At 69.3% G+C, this 17905-nt stretch carries 17 protein-coding genes; 7 read left to right on the top strand and 10 right to left on the bottom strand.

What is annotated here, in order from left to right:
* Positions 1 to 3: 3 nt before the first annotated feature.
* Both ACFWXQ_RS46125 and ACFWXQ_RS46120 read left to right on the top strand, forming a co-directional pair.
* The gene (locus tag ACFWXQ_RS46125; RefSeq protein WP_383940020.1) at positions 4 to 1515 is read left to right on the top strand and encodes an ATP-binding protein; all 1512 of its coding nucleotides are present in this window, start codon (positions 4 to 6) and stop codon (positions 1513 to 1515) included.
* Positions 1512 to 2075 carry a hypothetical protein gene (locus ACFWXQ_RS46120; RefSeq protein ID WP_383940018.1) on the top strand — a complete coding sequence of 188 codons (564 nt, stop codon included), beginning with the start codon at positions 1512 to 1514 and terminating at the stop codon, positions 2073 to 2075. Before ACFWXQ_RS46125 ends, ACFWXQ_RS46120 begins: the two co-directional genes overlap by 4 nt.
* A gap of 57 nt (positions 2076 to 2132) precedes the next feature.
* Here ACFWXQ_RS46120 and ACFWXQ_RS46115 read toward each other — a convergent pair whose 3' ends face one another.
* Positions 2133 to 2819 (bottom strand): hypothetical protein, encoded by a 687-nt coding sequence (locus ACFWXQ_RS46115; protein WP_383940016.1) that lies wholly within the window; start codon positions 2817 to 2819, stop codon positions 2133 to 2135.
* A 422-nt stretch (positions 2820 to 3241) separates the two neighbouring features.
* Here ACFWXQ_RS46115 and ACFWXQ_RS46110 point away from each other — a divergent pair, with 422 nt between their 5' ends.
* Positions 3242 to 3718, top strand: coding sequence for a hypothetical protein (locus tag ACFWXQ_RS46110; protein WP_200397143.1), 477 nt, complete (start codon positions 3242 to 3244; stop codon positions 3716 to 3718).
* A gap of 57 nt (positions 3719 to 3775) precedes the next feature.
* Here ACFWXQ_RS46110 and ACFWXQ_RS46105 read toward each other — a convergent pair whose 3' ends face one another.
* Genes ACFWXQ_RS46105 through ACFWXQ_RS46095 form a run of 3 tightly spaced genes read right to left on the bottom strand, consistent with a single transcriptional unit; the run spans position 3776 to position 7040 of the window.
* Positions 3776 to 5632 (bottom strand): carbohydrate-binding domain-containing protein, encoded by a 1857-nt coding sequence (locus ACFWXQ_RS46105; RefSeq protein WP_383940013.1) that lies wholly within the window; start codon positions 5630 to 5632, stop codon positions 3776 to 3778.
* Positions 5629 to 6417: a polyphosphate polymerase domain-containing protein gene (locus tag ACFWXQ_RS46100; protein WP_383940010.1), complete on the bottom strand. Its 789-nt coding sequence runs from the start codon at positions 6415 to 6417 to the stop codon at positions 5629 to 5631. Before ACFWXQ_RS46100 ends, ACFWXQ_RS46105 begins: the two co-directional genes overlap by 4 nt.
* A complete protein-coding gene (locus ACFWXQ_RS46095; RefSeq protein ID WP_383940007.1) occupies positions 6414 to 7040 on the bottom strand; it encodes a DUF4956 domain-containing protein in 627 nt (208 codons plus the stop codon). Before ACFWXQ_RS46095 ends, ACFWXQ_RS46100 begins: the two co-directional genes overlap by 4 nt.
* Positions 7041 to 7364: 324 nt before the next feature.
* On the opposite strand from ACFWXQ_RS46095, the gene ACFWXQ_RS46090 reads away from it, so the two are divergent.
* A complete protein-coding gene (locus tag ACFWXQ_RS46090; RefSeq protein ID WP_383940004.1) occupies positions 7365 to 11045 on the top strand; it encodes a tetratricopeptide repeat protein in 3681 nt (1226 codons plus the stop codon).
* A 20-nt stretch (positions 11046 to 11065) separates the two neighbouring features.
* Entirely contained in the window at positions 11066 to 11443 is a 378-nt protein-coding gene (locus tag ACFWXQ_RS46085) for a hypothetical protein (protein WP_383940001.1), read from the top strand.
* Here the strand turns inward: ACFWXQ_RS46085 and ACFWXQ_RS46080 are convergent, their stop codons facing one another.
* From ACFWXQ_RS46080 to ACFWXQ_RS46070, 3 genes are read right to left on the bottom strand one after another with little or no spacing between them, the layout of a single operon-like run.
* Positions 11444 to 11902 (bottom strand): hypothetical protein, encoded by a 459-nt coding sequence (locus ACFWXQ_RS46080; protein WP_383939998.1) that lies wholly within the window; start codon positions 11900 to 11902, stop codon positions 11444 to 11446.
* Positions 11903 to 11904: 2 nt separating this feature from the next.
* On the bottom strand, positions 11905 to 12084 hold the full coding sequence (locus tag ACFWXQ_RS46075; protein WP_383939996.1) for a DUF397 domain-containing protein: 180 nt from the start codon (positions 12082 to 12084) through the stop codon (positions 11905 to 11907).
* A 3-nt stretch (positions 12085 to 12087) separates the two neighbouring features.
* Entirely contained in the window at positions 12088 to 12930 is an 843-nt protein-coding gene (locus ACFWXQ_RS46070) for a helix-turn-helix domain-containing protein (protein WP_383939993.1), read from the bottom strand.
* 248 nt (positions 12931 to 13178) lie between these two features.
* On the opposite strand from ACFWXQ_RS46070, the gene ACFWXQ_RS46065 reads away from it, so the two are divergent.
* Together ACFWXQ_RS46065 and ACFWXQ_RS46060 are read left to right on the top strand one after the other, a co-directional pair.
* Entirely contained in the window at positions 13179 to 13598 is a 420-nt protein-coding gene (locus ACFWXQ_RS46065; RefSeq protein WP_383939990.1) for an ATP-binding protein, read from the top strand.
* Between the two features lie 88 nt (positions 13599 to 13686).
* Positions 13687 to 15135, top strand: coding sequence for an ATP-binding protein (locus tag ACFWXQ_RS46060; protein ID WP_383939987.1), 1449 nt, complete (start codon positions 13687 to 13689; stop codon positions 15133 to 15135).
* Positions 15136 to 15207: 72 nt separating this feature from the next.
* Here ACFWXQ_RS46060 and ACFWXQ_RS46055 read toward each other — a convergent pair whose 3' ends face one another.
* From ACFWXQ_RS46055 to ACFWXQ_RS46045, 3 genes are all read right to left on the bottom strand, one after another.
* Entirely contained in the window at positions 15208 to 15600 is a 393-nt protein-coding gene (locus tag ACFWXQ_RS46055) for a hypothetical protein (protein WP_383939984.1), read from the bottom strand.
* A 251-nt stretch (positions 15601 to 15851) separates the two neighbouring features.
* On the bottom strand, positions 15852 to 16841 hold the full coding sequence (locus ACFWXQ_RS46050) for an intradiol ring-cleavage dioxygenase (RefSeq protein ID WP_383939981.1): 990 nt from the start codon (positions 16839 to 16841) through the stop codon (positions 15852 to 15854).
* A 101-nt stretch (positions 16842 to 16942) separates the two neighbouring features.
* Entirely contained in the window at positions 16943 to 17905 is a 963-nt protein-coding gene (locus tag ACFWXQ_RS46045) for a JmjC domain-containing protein (RefSeq protein ID WP_383939977.1), read from the bottom strand.

Below are 17905 nucleotides of genomic sequence, written 5' to 3'. Positions count from 1 at the left end.
CCGGTGAAGCGACCGCTGCGCGGTCTGCGTGGCCGGCTGCTCGTCGCCTTCGTGCTGGTCACCGCCGTCGCCACCCTCACCACCGGTGCCCTCACCTTCCGGGAGGCCCGCATCGCCGTGCTCCAGCAGAGCCAGGACACCATCATCAAGAGGCTGCGGGCTCACGTCGACGGCCTGGCGCCCGGCATCGCCTACCCGCCGACCCAGAGCGACCTGGAGCTGGTCGCCCAGGAGGTGGCCGCCGCCGAACCGGCCCAGAACTGGCGGGTGTTGGCCACCTACCGCGGCCTGCGGGCCACCTCCAGACCACAGGACACGTTCGCCGAGCTGACGGCCGACATGCGGTCGGCCGTGGGATCCCGGCGGGCCGCCGTCTTCCAGCGGGTGAGCGCGGACGGCCGCTCCTCGCTCGTCGTCGGCCTGCCGGTCACCTTCGGCGAGCCCGCCGAACGCCCCGCGTCCGGGGTCGCGGTCTTCCTGACGGTGCCGCAGACCGGCGAACAGGGATACGTCGACGCCCTGGTCACCGCCATCGGACGCGCCGTCGTGCCCGCCATCGGCCTCGCCGTCCTGCTCGCCCTGCTGGCCGCCCGCGGAGTGCTGCGCCCCGTACGCGAACTGCGCCGCGCCACCCGGAGCATCGCCGAGGGCCACCTGGACACCCGGCTCGCCGTCAACGGCTCCGACGAACTCGCCGACCTGTCCCACACGTTCAACGAGACCGCCGCCGCGCTTGAGGAGTCCGTGGCCGAGCTGCGCCGCATGGAGGCCCGCGCCCGCCGTTTCGTCGCGGACGTCTCGCACGAGCTGCGCACCCCGCTGGCCGCGATGTCGGCCGTCACCGACGTCCTGGACGAGGACGCGGCCCGGCTCGACCCGGACACCGCGATGGCCGTACGGCTCATCAGCGGAGAGACCGTGAAGCTGGCCCGGCTCGTGGGCGACCTGATGGAGATCTCCCGCTTCGACGCGGGCGCGGCCGGCCTGCAACTGGACGACCTCGACCTCGCGGAGTCCCTGCGGCGCACCCTCGCCGCCCGCGGCTGGCAGGACACGGTGGACACCCGGCTCCCCGGGCCCGGCGAACTGCGCGGCCGGGTCGACCCCCGCCGCCTCGACGTGGCCGTCGCGAACCTGGTCGGCAACGCGCTCCGGCACGGCGCACGCCCCGTACAACTGCGCCTGTACGCAAGGGAGATGCCGGACGCCGCCGACGGCACGGCGTGGGCCGTCATCGAGGTGACGGACAGTGGGCCCGGCATTCCGGCGGACGTCCTGCCGCACGTCTTCGACCGCTTCTACAAGTCGGACACCGCCAGGACCCGTTCGGAGGGCAGCGGCCTCGGACTCTCGATCGCGGCGGAGAACGTCCGGCTGCACGGGGGTACGGTCCGGGCGGCGAACCGGGCGGAGGACGGCGGGGCCGTGTTCACGGTCGAGATCCCCCTGCGCCAGGAGGAGAAGGATGAAAGAGAGGAAGAAGAAGAGAAAGACGAAGAGGTACGAGGGATATGAGGCGGCTGCTCACGAGGCGAGGGCAGCGGGCGGTGCGGTGCGGGCTTTCGCTCACGGCCGCCGCGTTGCTGCTCTCCTCCTGCGGGATTCCCTCGACCGGTGTGGTGGAGGCGGGCGAGGCGGCCACCGGCATACGGCCGGCCTACGTCCTCTACTTCGTCGGGCAGGACACCCTGCGCGGCGTCCGCAGCCAGGTCCCCGGCACCTTCGGCATCGGGACGGCGGTGGACCTGCTCTTCCGGGGGCCGGACGCCCTGCCCGGCCGCGAGGGCCTCACCACGGAACTTCCCCTGCTGACGTCCCCGCCGGCCGTCCGGGCGAACGGGGCGCGGGTGTCGGTCGAACTGCCCCGGGGCACCAGGCCCCTGACCAGGACGGCCCTCGCCCAGCTGACGTGCACGATCGCCGACGCCCACGTTGTCGCATCCGCGGGCTCTGGGAATGGGGGCGGGGGCGGGGATGACACAGCCTCGTCGACGAAGGTGACCGTGACGATCCCCGGAGTCGGACAGGCCGAGGGCTCGGCCAAGACGTGCCCCGGCTCCGCGACAGCGGAGTGACCGGGGTGCCGCGCGCGCCCGGCTGCAGTCCTGCGCGCGCGGCTATCCGGGCCAGTGTCAGGAACCCTGCGGAACGCGGTTCGGGTCAACCGGGGACACCATGTCGCCCTTCTCGCGGGTCGTGAGGTCCTCGTCGTCGTCGCTCGGGGTCTCCAGCTTCCTCCACTTTTCGTCCCAGACGAAGTCGCTGCCGTCCGTGTCACCGTGCGTCTCGTAGACGCGGCCGTTCGTCGTCAGCACCTTGACCCAGGCCTCGTCCCCATCGGTCGAGATGGAGATGGCGCAAGCGTTCTTGGGGTAGTTCCGATTGTCGCTGATCTCCTCCCACTCGTAGTCGCCCGGCGGCGTCGAGAAGAGGTCTCGCCGCTGCCCGACGTACGCCTTCTTGCCGGTCAGCACCGCGCTGTACTCCTCGTCATCGCCCGCAGCGACCGAGTCGATGTCCGAGCACTCGTGCTTGTCGCGGTCCCGGTCGCGGTCCTCGCACTTGTCGTGACCCGGTCCGACGGGCGTCTGGGCCTTCCCCTCCACGGGGTAGTCGTGGTGCCCGTTCTCCTTCTTGCAGTCGTCGTCGTTCGACGGGTCCGCCACGACGGTGCCGGCACCCGGGGTGACCGAGGCCGACGCGGGAGTCGCGACGCCGGCGAACACGAGGGCGAGGGAGGCGACAGCGCCGCCGGTCAGCCACGCGCCACGAGCGGCGAGCGGGCTCAGAGAGGACTTGGCCCTGAGTACAGGACTCATACACTGCTCCTTTGATCCGAAATGTACAGGTGTGCGAGAGCACCGGAAGCAAGTTCGAGCTTCCCCTGCAAACATCGGGTCGCAGACGCAACGACTGAAGGACTTCTCCGTACGATCAACACATCAGCCGACACGCGAAACTCCAATGGGTTCCTGCGCGAAAGCGAATCGGAAACCGGGTATTGGGCAAGCCGCGTCAAGGCGGACGGGGTCACGTACGGACGGTCTCCCTGGTCGAGTCGCCGACAGTTGTGTTGCCATGAGGCCGCCGATCTGCCTCGGCGCGATCGGGAGGCACAACCGTCGGAAACGAGTCGAACAAGGCGAACGTCTCGAACACACCTTGCATCCGCACGGAGTCCGAGGACTGTTACGGTGGCCCCGCCTGTGGCATGTCCACGATTCATCCGTATGGTTTCGCCATGGCAGTCCCCGAGGTCATCCCGATCGCCTACGAGCCGCGCCACCGCACCGAGGCCATCGGTCACTACGCGGAGGGGCAGTTCCTGGGGTCGATCACGTACGCGTTCCCCGAGGGGTACCGGCCCGACGACGGCTGGGAAGAGCACAAACGTCTCTACGCGGTGCTCCACACCTTCGACGCCGAGGGCCGTTACCGGGACTCGGACATCTGGTGCGCCGGCACGTGGGCCGAGCAGCAGCGCGCCCCGCACGGCCAGGACTCTGTCCTGGCCCGGGCCCAGGCCCACCTGGCCAAACTCCTCAGAAGCCTCCCCCGGCGCCGCTACACGGACATCGCGATCCGTCCCTTCCGGCTCACCGTCGACGGCGTGCTGTTCGGCATGCTGACCGGCGAGGACGAAGGGGAGCCGTGGGCAGAGCTCTACCCGGACCGGCTGGGCTTCGGCCCACCCTGGGACGGGCTGTACGAGACCTGACGGGGCACGCTGTACGAGACCTGATCCGGCACCTGTACGGGACCTGACCGGGCGCGCCTAGGGCCGTCGCCCGCCCCCGAAGCCTCCCTCCGGGGCCTCGCCCGCCGTCACCGTGGCGATCCGCTCGGCCGAGCCCAGGGTGCCCGAGGAGGCCAGACCTCCCGTACCGGTGCCCGACTTCGTGCCGCCCGAGTAGATCTCGTACTCCTCGCCGCTCTTCACCGCGGACGACGAGTACACGACGTTCTGGATCGACTTCGAGGTGACGTACGTGGCGACCACCTCGCCGTCGGAGTCGACGACGTGGAGGGTCGTGCCGGCCGGGACCGACGAGTCGAGGGTGGCGGAGAGCCAGCCCTGTTCGGAGTCGGTGGACGGGGCGACGGCCATGCCCGCGCTGCCGGCGGCCAGCAGGACTCCGCCGCTGATGCCGAAGTCGCCGTTGACGTCGAGGGCACCGTTGCCACCCTGCTGCGGGCCGTTGACGACGACCGTGCCGCCGGTGATCTCGGCGGTGCCGTTGGAATCGAGCCCGTCGCCCTCGGAGTCGACCACCAGGGTGCCGCCGGTGACGATCAGCTTGTAGTCACCGACGCCCTCACCGCCACCCGGGCCTCCGCCCCCTCCGGAGGAACTCGTACCACCGGCCGCGTTGATCCCGTCGTCGCTGGACCGGATGTCCACCGTGCCGCCGTTCACGGAGATGTCGGCGCCCTCGACGCCCTCGACGGCGGACGTGACCTTCAACGTCCCCTTGTCGACGGTCAGATCGCCCTCCGCGTGGACCCCGTCGTCACCACTCGCGGCCGTCACCTTCGCGCCGTTGACGTGGACCGCGCCGTCGCTGTGGACGGCGTCGTCCGAGGCGTTCACGGCGACGGTGCCGCCCTCCAGGACGTTGATCACGCCCGCCTTCAGCCCCTTCGTGGACGCGTCGTCCGAGGGCTGCGTCCCGCTGCCGCCGCCGCTCTCGACGGTCAGCGTGCCGCCAGTGGCCACCAGATCGGTGGCCGCGTCGATCCCGTCCCCCTCGGCGGTCACCTTCACTGTGCCGCCGCCGACAGCGACGTAACCGGAGTCCTCGTCCTCGGAGTTGTCGGCCTTGAGCCCGTCGCCACCGGCCGTGACGGTCACCGAACCGCCCTCGACGATCAGGTAGTCCTTGCCGCGGATGCCGTCGTCGACAGCGTCGACCACGATCGTGCCGGAGGCGATCACCAGACCGTCCGTGCTCGCGATCCCGTCGTTTCCGTTGCCCCGCACGGTGAGCTTCCCGTCACCCGTGACCGTCAGGTCGGCGGCGCTGTGGAGCGCGGCGTTGGCTTCGACATCATCGGCGTACGAATCGGCGTCGCCGAGGGTGTTCTCGCTGCCGTCGGCGAGGATCACGACGGCCTCGTCCGCCTCGGTGACGTCGATCGCCGCACCGGAGGAGTGGGAGATCTTCACCCCGTCGAGTACCAACTTCACTTCCTGGTCAGGTGCGTTGACGACGATCTGCCCGTCGGCGAGGGTGCCGCTGATGCGGTAGGTACCGCCGGCGGTGACGGTCACGGTGGCCCCGTCAACCGTGACGCCGTCCCCGCCCCCGTCCACGGAGGCCGATTTGCCGTTGAGCCGAACCGCGACGGCGTCCGACTCCTCCCATTCGGCGTCGGAGTCATCGGAGTCCTCGGCGTGCGACTCCTTGTTGTCGGCGAGCACGGCGGCGGCGTCCTGGCCTCCGTCCACGGCGGCCGCAGACCCACTGGAACCCGAACCGGCGGACGAGGAGCCGGAGTCGGAATCGGAGTCGCTCCCGGAGGAACACCCGGCCAGCGCGGCCGTGGCGAGCACCAGCGAGGCGAGGCCACCGGCCGCCTTCGTACGAAACCGTCGTGCCGTCCGCGAGGACTTGCTGAGGTACGTGTTCATGCGGGGCTCCCGTCGAGCGCGGTCGGAAAGTGGCGCCGCAGTACGGGCAGCCAGCGGTTGGAGGGCAGATCGGGGCGCAGTGCGGCGAGCCCGGTGCCGTACTTCGACACGGGACAGGGCCGGTGCTTGAGCGACCAGAGCAGCCGGTCGGCGCCCGAGCCCGCCCGGCCCGCCTTCGTCTCGACGATGGCCCGGTCCGGGGTCGCCAGCGAGGCCCCGTCGGGCAACGCCCACATCAGATCCGTGTCGACGGTCAGCCGGCTCCCGGTGGCCGGGAGGAAGAGGGTCGTACGCCGGTAGTACGTGGTCAGCGCGGGTACGAAGCGCAGGCGCCCGGAGTTGATCCCGGCCTCGGCGAGCACGGTGTCGGCGTACGCCCGGGCATCGGGTCCGAGCCGCCGGACGTCCCCCTCGTACGGGATGCGCTGCTTGACCGTGGTGCCGCGCGGGCCCCGGGTCTTGACTTCGAAGAAGTGCAGACCTGAGTCGAGGTAGGTACGGATCCGCAGCTTGAACCGCCGCCGCCGGTGCCGGGCGGCGCCGAGGTACCCGTCCATCTCCGGGGTGTCGAAGTAGACGGACCGGTACGCGAACTCCCGCGCTCCGTCCACGTCCAGGACCCGAGTGTCCTCGTCGAGGCCGCCGAGCACGAGGGGCAGATCGGCGACCGGCAGCATGTACTTGCGGTCCAGCCGGGTCAACAGCGAGGCCTGAGCGACGAGTTCGTCAAGCCCGATGGCCGGCAGCGCACCGACCACGCGTGAGAAGGGGGCGGGGGCTGTCATGCCCGTACTCCGCGCCCGCGGGGGGAGTCGTCGGTACGGGGGCTGCCCTCCCGGGGCTTGGCAACTGCCGCCCGGGACGCGTTCGGCACCACGTACCGGACCTCGACGAGGGTCGTGTCGTTGACGAGGTCGATGCCCTTGACCGAAATGTTCAACACCCGCCCGTCCAGGAGGACTTCGAGGTGGGCGCGCAGGGCCTCCTCGTCGGTGTACGCGGAGTCCAGGCGCAGCTCCCGCTGCCGGTGGCGGGGGAAGAGCCGGGGATGGTCGCCGGCGTAGAGGGTGCCCACGACGAGCACCATCAGCCCGGCGTGGAGAAGGTCGAGGGACTCGGACAGCCCGGTCAGCAGACCGAGCGCCAACGCCGAGAAATAGTAGGCGATCTCGTGCTGCGCGATCTCGTACGACCGCAGCCTGATGATCGACAGAACCCCGAAGAGCCCCATCCCCATCCCGATCCCGACCGACGTCGACCCGAGCACCATCGCCACGGCGAGCACCCCGACATTGACTCCGAGAAACGCGGCGACCAGATCCCGCCGGTGATGCCGCGGGAAGTAGACCGCGAAGGTCAGGAGGCAGATGGCGACGAGATCGGCGCCCACGAGAAGCAACCGGTCCATGTCAGCGGTCTCCCTGGGATCTGCCGTCGACTGCGACGAATGCGATGTATACGACGACTTCAATGGCTGCGCTCATGGTGACGACGATCGGGGGTCCGCCTGTGGGTTCCCTTTGGGTTTCCTTAACCAGCTTTGAGAAGTACGCACGGGAAATCCGAGGTGAACTGGACGCGGCAGAAGGCATGTTGTGTGCGAGTTCCGCCCGGATCCGATCACTTCGGGCGTTGCCCTTTTGATGACAGAGAGTGGTGGATAAAGTCGCTGATGTGAGCGGCCGAGGGACCGATGGGCCGTTGAACGGCAGCCGTCACGGGGGCGATGGGCATGGCGGAGCGGCTTCTGCTGGACGTGGACGAAGACGGCCGGGTGAGCGTGTCGGCGTGGCGGTCCGGTGAGACGCTTCACAATCGGGTTGGCGACCCGATCCCGCTGGTCTGGCCGCTGGACGGGCCGGCGCTGGAGGAGTTGCGCTGGTATCTGGAGGACTACCTTCGGGCACCGTTCGGCGTGTACGGGGAGCGCGGGCCACGGGTGGAGGCCCAGTTCCCGAAGTGGGGCGCCCAGGTCTTCGAGGCGGTGTTCGGTTCCGGTCCGGCGCGGGATGCGTACATGCGGGCGCGGGCCCGGGGTGGCCCGGTCGAGATCGTCGTCCGGTCGGGAACGGCCCAGCACTTGGGTCTGCCGTGGGAACTGATGGCCGACCCGGAGCGGCCGACACCCATCGCGCTCGACGACCAGGTGGTGGTGTCCCGCAGCCTGCCGACGGCGGCCCTGGGCAACGTGTTCACGGTCGGGGGCTCCCGACTACGCGTGCTGATGGTCATCTCGCGCCCGTCCGGTACGGCCGACGTTGGCTACCAGATGATCGCCCGGCCGCTGCTGCGCCGTCTGGAGGCGGTGCGGGGGCAGGTGGACCTGGTGGTGTTGCGACCACCGACGCTGGAGCACTTGCAGAAGACGCTCGAAGAGGCGAGGGAGGCGGGGGAACCGTTCCAGATCGTGCACTTCGACGGGCATGGGGTGTTCGGGCAGGCGCCGGGTGGTGGGGGCGGCTGGCCGTCGTCGGTCATGTTCAATGGGCCTGGTCCGCAGGGAATGCTGGCGTTCGAGAAGGAAACGGGCGGCTCCGACCTGGTACCCGCCGGGCGCGTCGCGCAGGTGCTGAAGAAGTCCCAGGTTCCGGTGGTGGTGCTCAACGCCTGCCAGTCGGCGGTGCTGGGCTCCCAACTCGAAGCGGCCGTCGCGACCCGGTTGCTGCAGGAGGGCGCCGGCGCGGTGGTCGCGATGGCGTACAGCGTGTACGCGGTCGCGGCGGCGGAGTTCATGACGGCGTTCTACGAGCGGTTGTTTGCCGGAGATCTGCTGTCGGCTGCGGTGTCGGCGGGGCGCCAGCGTTTGGACCGGCATCCGTTGCGGCCGTCTCCGAAGGGGTTGATGCGGCTGGCGGACTGGGTGGTGCCGGTCGTGTATACGCGGGCTGACGTGCACTTTGCCGGGTTGCGCACCGGTCGCGGTCAACAGGAGTCGTTGGACGAACTGTTGGACAGGATGCGGGAGCAGCCAGCTGCCGATACCGCCGACGGCCGGCAGGTGGACCCGGAATCAGCACTGACAGCCGTGGGCGAGTTCACCGGCCGCGATGCCTTGCTCTACACCCTGGATACGGCTGCCCGATTGGACCGAGTCGTTGTCTTGTACGGGCCCGGGGGGACCGGCAAGACGGAGCTGGCCAAGGGGTTCGGGAGGTGGTGTCGGGACACGGGTGCGCTGGACGACGAGCGCGGGGTGATCTGGCACTCCTTCGAGCCCGGAGTGGCGAGGTTCGGCCTGGACGGGGTGATCAACAGTGTCGGACTGGGGCTGTTCGGTGCGCAGTTCGCCCTCTTGGACCGGGCACAGCGCCAAGGCGTGGTCGAGCAAGTACTCGTCACTCGCCGGTTGCTGCTGATCTGGGACAACTTCGAATCCGTCCACACCTTGCCCGATCCGACCCATGCCACCCAGCCCCTGACCGAACCCGAGCGCGAGGAACTGCGCGGCTTCCTGGACCGCATCGCGGCCAATGGCAAGAGCGCGATCATCGTGACCAGCCGCACCCCGGAGACCTGGCTCGGCACCGAGCAACGGCGGATCAAGGTGGGCGGCCTGAACACCGACGAGGCCAACGAGTACGCGGAACAGCTTCTGTCCTCCTACCCGGACACCAAACGGCGCCGGGAGCCAAAGGCATTCGGCGAGCTGATGCAGTGGCTGGAAGGACACCCGCTCAGCATGCGGCTCATCCTGCCCCGCCTGGACAGCACCGGCCCTCGGGAACTGCTGGACGGCCTCCAGGGCACCACGCCCTTGGCGGACACCGACGGAGGCGACCGCACCACGTCGTTATCCGCCAGCATCGCGTATTCCTTCACGCACCTGTCGGCGCCGGATCAGCATGCGCTTACCGTGCTCAGCCTCTTTCACGGGGTTGTTGATGCTGACGTGTTGGGCCTGCTTTCAGCAGCCCCCGAGGCGCCCGAGTGGTATCAGCGCCACACCTCCTCCGAGTGGACGCAAGTGTTGGAGCGGGCAACGGAGGTAGGCCTGCTGACCTCTCTGGGCGCGGGCATGTACCGCATTCATCCGGCCCTGCCCGCCTATCTGACCGCTTTCTGGCAGACCCTGGCCCCTGACAGCCACCACGAACTGCGCAGAGCTGCCGAGCTCGCCCTCCTCGACGCGTACGCCTCTTTCTGTGGATGGCTGCTCCAGCAGATTCGGAGCGGGGAAGCCCAGTTGGCCATGGAGTTGATCCACCTCCAACGGCGGACGCTGGGGGGCCTGCTTGGTTATGCGCTCGACCACAGTCTGTGGGACCAAGCACAGAACATCGTCCAGCCACTGGACGAATACTGGAACGCGCGCGGACTGGTGGAGGAAGCACGTGCGTGGGTCGACCGGGCACGAGTGCTCCTGGAGAACCTCGACAACAGGGTCCCTGACCTGGACTGCTACGCCGGCACACTGTGGCTGTTCCTTACCGGCTCTCAAGCGGGCCGACAAGTCACGGCCGGTCAACTCGATCAGGCGGAACGCACCTACGGAGACATCCTCTTCGCCCTGCAACTACAACCGGCCTCCTCCCAGCAGCACGGCCATATCGCCATCGTCTACCACCAGCTCGGCAGGGTTTCCCAGGGGCGAGGCCGGTTGGACGAGGCTGAAGAGCGGTACCGCCAATCCCTCACCATCAAAGAAGACCTCGGCAACCGGCCCGGCATGGCCAGCACCTACCACCAGCTCGGCATGGCCGCCCAGGACCGGGGACGGCTGGAGGAAGCCGAGAACTGGTACGGCCAATCCCTCGCAATCAACGAAGACCTCAACAACCGACCCAACATGGCCACCACCTACCACCAACTCGGCAGCATCGCCTACCTCAGAGGTCGATTGGACGAGGCCGAAGACTGGTACCACCAATCCCTCACAATCGACAAAGGCCTCGGCAACCGGCCCGGCATGGCAATCACCTACCACCAGCTCGGCATCACCGCCCAGGACCGGGGTCGGCTGGAGGAAGCCGAAGAGTGGTACCGCCAATCCCTCACCATCAAAGAAGACCTCGGTAACCGGCGCGGCATGGCCAGTACCTACCACCAACTCGGCAACATCGCCCTCCTCAGAGGTCGGTTGAACGAGGCCGAAGACTGGTACCACCAATCCCTCACCATCAACGAAGACCTCGGCAACCGGCCCGGCATGGCCAGCACCTACGGGCAACACGGGCTTCTGGCCGAGAACCGGCAGCAACCGGAGGAGGCTCTCAAGTGGATGGTCCAATGCATTGCTCTGTTTGAACAGTTCCCTCATCCATCGACCGGCCCCGGCCCAGCCCATCTCAAGCGCCTGACCCAATCTTTGGGAATCGACGCCCTCGAACGGACCTGGCAGTCAGTCACCGGCAGCCTCCTGCCCCAGCCCGTGCGCAACTTCGTCCACGCAGAAGACCCACCCCCCACCGACTGAGCACCGCAAGGAGACCAAACATGGCCGACCCGGTCGAACTCGGCGCCCGTGCCGCGGCGAAGCGGCTGATCACGCCGCATGCCCCGGCGCTGTCCACGGACGTGGAAGTCGCCCTCCACACCCGCGGCACCACCACCCGCCCCGACCAGTACGTCGACCCCATCTCCCTCGGCGCCCTCATCGTGAGCATCGCGAGCCTCACCTGGACCGTCTACAACGACCTCCGGAAGAACACCCCCACGCCACCACCCGACGCCGTCACCCGCCGCGTCCGCGTGCAGCTCGACCGGCTCGACACACCCCAGGCGGGGATCAGCCCGGCAGAGCGCGAGCGCTGCATCGACATCACCATCGAGGAAACGCTCAACAGCGCCCAGAACGGCGACGAGCCGACCTGATCACCGGCCTCGCCGTGCGCGTTTTGGTCCGCCTCGGCCTCGGCGAAACGCTCGGCCGCTCACGCCCTCACCCGCTTCCGACACAGGCAGTTCACCGACGCGGGCCGCGGTGCCGCCGGTACTCGGGCAAACCCAGACCGCGTCCCCCTCTTCCACGGTCGCGGCCAGCGGGTGCGTGTCCGGGTGCGTCGGGCATTGCGGCCAGACCGCCGGCTCGCCCTGCCCCCACAGGGCCTCCACCGCCCACTCCTGAACCTGGTCCGCGACATGGGCAAGCAGCACGGCGGGCCTGCCATCCGGCTCGGCGTACACACCCTGGCCGGAGCCATCGGGGGCGTAGAGCATGACCCCGCGAAATTCGTCGTCGCCCTTGCGGATGTCCGGCTGTACGGGGCACTGCGCGCGCAGGTCTCGCAGGACGGTTTTCAGGGCGGACGTGAACTCCTCGTCGTCGTCCACGGTCAGGGACGGTTCGCCCGGAGGTGGTGGAGGAGGGCGGCGAGGGCGTCATGGGTGACGGGGAGTATTCGGTCGGGTTCGTCGCTCTCGCGGAGGAGCAACGAGCTGTCACCGGGGGCAAGTTCGACGCACTCGTTGCCGTCTCCGCCACCGGAGAATGAGGACTTCTGCCACTGGAACACGGCTCACAGCTCCTTCGTCAGTCGGCTGATGTAGTCCCGAGACTGGGCAGGTGTCATGGCTGCCGACTCCACCCTACGGAAGAGCGTTCGCATGGCCAGCAGTCGAGCAGAGGCGTCAAGGAACATCGAACCGTACGGGGCGTCCCGCTGCACGGTGTCCAGTGCCGGTACTCGCCCACCGGCGTAGAGCATCATCGCGCCCGCCCCGGCAAACCCATCGGCGTCGAACGGGATCACCCGCAGGCTGACGTTCGACCGCTCCGACTGGCTCAGCAACTCGTCGAGTTGAGCACGGGCACCCCGGCGATCGGCAACGCGCGTGCGCAGTACGGACTCGTGGAGCACCGCCTCGTAGGGGGCTCCGGAGAGGATCTGCCGACGGCGCATCCGGTGCTCCACACGCAACTCCACCTCGTTCTTGGGAAGTTCCGGCACCACGTACGAGAACACCGCTCGCGCGTACTCCTCGGTCTGAAGCAGTCCGGGCACGTGGACGGTACCGACCACCCGCATGAAGGTGGCGTGGTGTTCCAGCTCCGCCAAGTCCTGGAAGACGGCGGGCAGCAAACCTCGGTACTCCTCCCACCAACCGCGCGTACGGTCTGTCGCCATCTCCACCAGGGCGTCGATCAACTCGGTGTCGGAGCAGTCGTACTGCACCCCGAGCTTGCGCACGCGCTCTCCGCTGACTCCCGCGTTGCCCGCTTCGATCTGACTCATCTGAGCCGGGTTGGTCCCCAGCAACGCGGCCGCCTGCCGGGAGGTCAGCCCCGCCGCCTCCCGCAGTTTCCGCAGCTCAGCACCGAGGCGAACTTGCCGAGCGGTCGGCTGAATCCTCGCGGGCACGCTGCCCCCACTTCCTGAACAACACGGTTCTCAGACGGGGTTGAACGTCCCCGATCGGGTGTCAGGTTACGCGAACGACTTGCCCGGGCGAAACATTTGGCCCTACCGTCAGTGACGCGACGCCCACCCTGCGGAACCCCGGGACCCCGGAAGCGCACCGCCCCGCCACGCCACGACGGGAGCGACACAGCCACCGCCCGATAGTCGCCGCGTACCCCATCTCACTGACCACGAAGCGGAGTTGACGCATGCCTGAAGCCGTCGAAGAACCCTTGGAGTACACCCTCCACATCCCCAACGACCTCCGGGCCGTCACGATCTGCCGCCGCACCCTCCGTCTCATCCTCACCGCCCACGGCCTTCCCCACTTCTCGGAGGCCGCCGAGCTCCTGGCGACCGAGCTGATCACCAACGCCGTGCAGCACACGAAGGGTCCTGCCGCCATACGGCTCCGCGTCACCGCCGGAGCCCTGCGCATCGGCGTGTGGGACTCGGACCCCACCCCGCCGAGGCCGTCGCACGGCATCGCACCGGACGCCGAACACGGCCGCGGCCTGGCCCTCGTCCACACCTGCGCGGACACCTGGGGCTGGACCCTCCAGCGGGACACCAGGAGCAGCGGTGAGCCCGGCAAGTACGTCTGGTGCGAACTGACCCCGGCGGCGTGAACGCCTGACCGGACACCCGTGGGAATGTTATGTAGATTGAATCTACGTAGAATGCTTCTAGGTAGATTCCCTGTCCGGGAGGCGCGCCATGCCCACCCCCTTCGTAGGCCGTCAGACCGAGCTGGCTCTCCTTCACAAGCGCCTCGACCGCGTCACCGCCGACGGCGCAGGGGCGGCCCTTGCCATAAGAGGGCGGCGGCAGGTGGGGAAGTCGCGGCTTGTGCAGGAGTTCTGTGACAGGGCCGGGCGGCCGTATGTCTTCTTCACCGCGACCAAGGGGGCCTCCCCGGTGGAGGGCATCGCCGCGTTCATGGCCGAGCTGCGAGAGTCCTCCCTCCCGGCCGACCCCGAACTCGTACCGAAGAGCGCCCCGACCAACTGGCCCGACGGCCTGCGCGCGCTCGCCGCCGTCCTGCCCGAATCCCCCAGCATCGTCGTCCTCGACGAACTGCCCTGGCTCGCCGAACAGGACCCCGTGTTCGACGGCGCGCTCCAGACCGCCTGGGACCGGCTGCTGGCCAACCGGCCCGTGCTCCTGTTGCTGCTCGGCAGTGATCTCCACATGATGGAACGCTTCACGGCGTACGACCGGCCCTTCTACGGGCGGGCCGACAGCCTGGTTCTCGGGCCGCTCAACCCGGCCGAGACCGGGGCCGCGCTGGGGCTGGACGCGGCGGACGCCATCGACGCGCACCTCGTCTCCGGCGGGCTGCCGGGGATTCTGCGCGCCTGGCCGCACGGCACCCCGGCTCTCGGCTTCATCGAGGCCGAGTGCGCCGATCCCGCCTCACCGCTCTTCGGCGTCCCCGAGGCAGCCCTTATGGCCGAGTTCCCCGCCCCCGACCAGTCCCGCCGGGTACTGGAGGCGGTGGGAAGCGGCGACCGTACGCACGCCACCATCGCGGCGACGGCCGGGAGCCAGAGCGGAGCGCTGCCGTCCGGGATACTGTCCCCTCTTCTGCGGCGGCTCACGGAGGAGAAGCGCGTCCTCGCCTCCGACACTCCGCTCTCCACACGCCCCGGCAAACCCGCCCTCTATCGCGTGGCCGACAGCAGCCTGCTTCTGTATCTGGCCGCGATGCGTTCCGCGCAGGAGCTGTCGAGGCGAGGCCGACCCGAGGCCGCGTACCGGCTCGTCCAGCGACGATGGGCATCCTGGCGGGGGCGGGCCGTCGAACCGCTGATTCGCGAGGCACTGGAACTGGCCGCCGCCTCAGGTGACTTCCCCTGGCCGGACACCGAGTTCGTGGGCGGCTGGTGGAACCGGCAGTTCTCCCCGGAGATCGATCTGGTCGGCGCGGACCGTGCCCCCGTCGCGGGCACCCTCTGCTTCGCGGGCTCCGTGAAGTGGCTGGCCTCGCCGTTCGACCAGCACGACCTGACCGCCCTGCGGACGGGCGCCGCCCAGGTTCCCGGCTTTGTGCCGGGCTCCACGGGGCTGGCCGTGGTGTCCCTCTCGGGGGCGACGGGGCCCGTGGCCGAGAGCGGGGTCGAGCTGATGTGGGGCCCGCGGGACCTGATCTCCGCCTGGTCCTGAGAGCGGGACATCACGCGTCGCCTCCCCGGGTCCGGACGGGATCTCGTTACGGGATCTCGCTACGGGGTCTCGCTACGTCCGGACGTGATCTCTTTGGTGCCGGCGTTGGCCCGAGGGCGGGGCGATGCCCAGTGCCGTGCGGGCCGCGCGGACATGGTGCATGCCCTCCAGGGCCGTGCGGGTCACCACCGCGTACTCGGCGGGGGTGCGGGCGGTGGCCAGTTGGTGGCGGGCGGTGCGGTGGCGTTCGGCGGCGGCCGAGAGTTCGCGTGCCGCGGTCCGGTCGGCACGCGCCCCCGCGGTGAAGGCGGACAGGCTGCCGCCCAGCCGGACCACCCAGCGGTTGGCCTCGGCCTCCGCGTCCAGGTCGGACATGGCGCCCGCGCCGTTCGACCGCCGCTGTACGACGACCGCGGCCACCGCCCCGACGATCAGCAGCAGTGCGAGCAGCACGGCGAATCCCATGATCTCCTCCGGTGGTCTCCTCCGGCGCTGCCGGTCTCCTGCGGGAGGTTCTCATCCCGCACCACCCATCAGACTCCCTGCCGCTGTGCGTCTCCGACGAGAATCCTGTGCGCCACCTGATCAGGTGCCCACAAATCGCCGGTTCATGGCCGCCGAGCGAGCAGGGGCGGGCCCGGGGTCCCACTCCCCGGACCCGCCCCTGCTGTCAGCTCGCCGAACCGAACCGAACCGAACGAACCGAACGAAGTGGACTACGAGGCCGAAGCCGACGCCGAAGCCGACGCCGTCGCCGACGCGCCCGGCTGCACCGCGTCGTCCGTGCCCTCGTGGGTCGCGTCCGGGTCGACGCCCATGGTGATGGTCCCGACGACGCCCTTCGCGATGCCGTTCTTCTTGTACTTGAGCTTGAGGAGACCGCCGGCCGTACCGGACTGGTCGTAGATCGTGTCCTCGGTGAGCGTCGTGCGCTCGGTCGTCGACGTGGAGTACGGCTCGACCTCCGCCGAGGCGAGCACCGACTCCTCGTCGAAGAAGAACTGGCCGGTGTGGCAGGTGTTGCCGCCCTCGTAGCCTGCGTCCGTCCAGGTGCCGCTGACGTGCACCTTGGTGTGGATGTGGACGCAGCGGCCCTGGTACCAGCCCGGGAAGACCGTCTTGAAGGTGACGAAGCCCTGCTTGTCCGTCCTCCACGTGCCGCGCAGGTAGCGCTTGTCGTCGGTGGGCTCCTGGTGGCCGCCACCACCGCCCCCGGGCGGGGCGCCGGTCGGCGTACCGGACGGAACATCCGTGGGCGTTCCGCTGGGCGGCGTGCCGCCACCGCCACCGCCACCGCTGGAGGAGTCCTCGTAGCCGGAGTAGAGGCCCAGCGCGTCACAGTGCCAGATGTCGACGGCGGCGTTTCTGATGGGCTTGCAGGTCTCGTTGTCGATCACCTTGAGGCGCAGGGTCAGCGGGATGCCCTCCCGGTCCTCGGTGATGTCCTGGCGGAGCTTGTCCGCGTCGATGTAGTACGGGCCCTCGGTGGTCTCCGACGTGAGCTTGTAGCACGTCTCCGAGGAGGTGGAGGAGGCGGTCGGCGAGGCGCCCTTCTTCGTCTGGCCGGCGTTCGCGGTCGCGGCGATCGTGCCGCCCACACCCACCGCGGCGACTGCCGCGCCACCTGCCACGACGACCTTTCGGCGCGTCACGTTCCGCTTGTGTTTCGGACCTTGGGCTGTTTGGTTTCCTTGGATTCCCGTCATGGACAGGGAAGTTAGGTAAGAAGACTGTCAAGGGCGTGGGCACGGACTGTGGGTTGCTGTGTCCATGAAGAACGTGGCGCGAATCGATCGGACCCTGTGGCTCAGCGGCTGCCTCGGGTCTCGGCCGCGCGGCGCGACAGGTCACGTACAAGCGCGGCCCGGTCCACGCGCCCGAGTGCCTCGGCGAGCCGGGTGAGCAGTTCGTCCGCGGTCTGCTCCCGCTCGGCGCCGGTCCCCGAAAGGGTCGCGTGGTCCGGGATGCGCGCGAGGCAGGCGCGTACGGCCAGTTCGACCGTGTCCCGCAGCCGGGGTTCCCTGATCGCGACGGTGACGTGCACGGACTCCGTGTCGAGGGTGCGGGTGTGGTGGGCGATGCCCTCGGGCAGATACAGCACCTGGCCGGGCCGCAGGTCGACCGTCTGGGCGCTCGCCAGGTCCTCGACGTATCCGGGGCTCCAGTCGGCCGCGTCGCGCGGGGTGTCGTACAGATACCAGCGCTTGGTCCCGGAGATCTGCACGACGAACAGGTGGCCGTCGTCGCGGTGGACGCGCAGGCCGTCCTCCCCCGCCCGCGTCCAGAACGCCACGGCTCCTGCTTTGGCCGAGAACAGCTGTGCCAGTCGACGGCACAGCTGCTGGGCGGGGCGATGCCACTCGTGCAGGTTCTGTACGACCACGGTGGCCCCGGCGGCCAGCTGGAAGCGGACCTTCGCGCCGTCCACGTAGCCCGCGCGAGGGTCGCCGGACACGTGCATGACCCTGGTCAGCGCCTCGGGCGGCACCGGGGTGCCGCCGCGCATCGCGTTCAGCACCGGATAGTGGAGCAGGCTGCAGTCCAGCCAGTCCTCCAGGTCCTGCCGGGACACGATCCCGGCGACTTCCGGCGCGGCGCCGAAGACTGCGTGTGCCTCGCCCCACGGCAGATCGTCCGCGGTACGGGGGTCATCGCAGAGCAGCCGGAGCCCGTCCCGCGGGCCGGCGGTCACCTTGTCCGCTGGGCTGGTCGCCTTCTCGGTCGCCGTCCTCTCGGTCGCCGTCCTGCCCGCTGCGTCGGTCGTCGTCAT

The sequence above is a fragment of the Streptomyces sp. NPDC058697 genome (assembly GCF_042715345.1).
Lineage (GTDB): Bacteria > Actinomycetota > Actinomycetes > Streptomycetales > Streptomycetaceae > Streptomyces > Streptomyces liliifuscus.
This window is presented reverse-complemented; position numbering and strand designations above follow the sequence as displayed.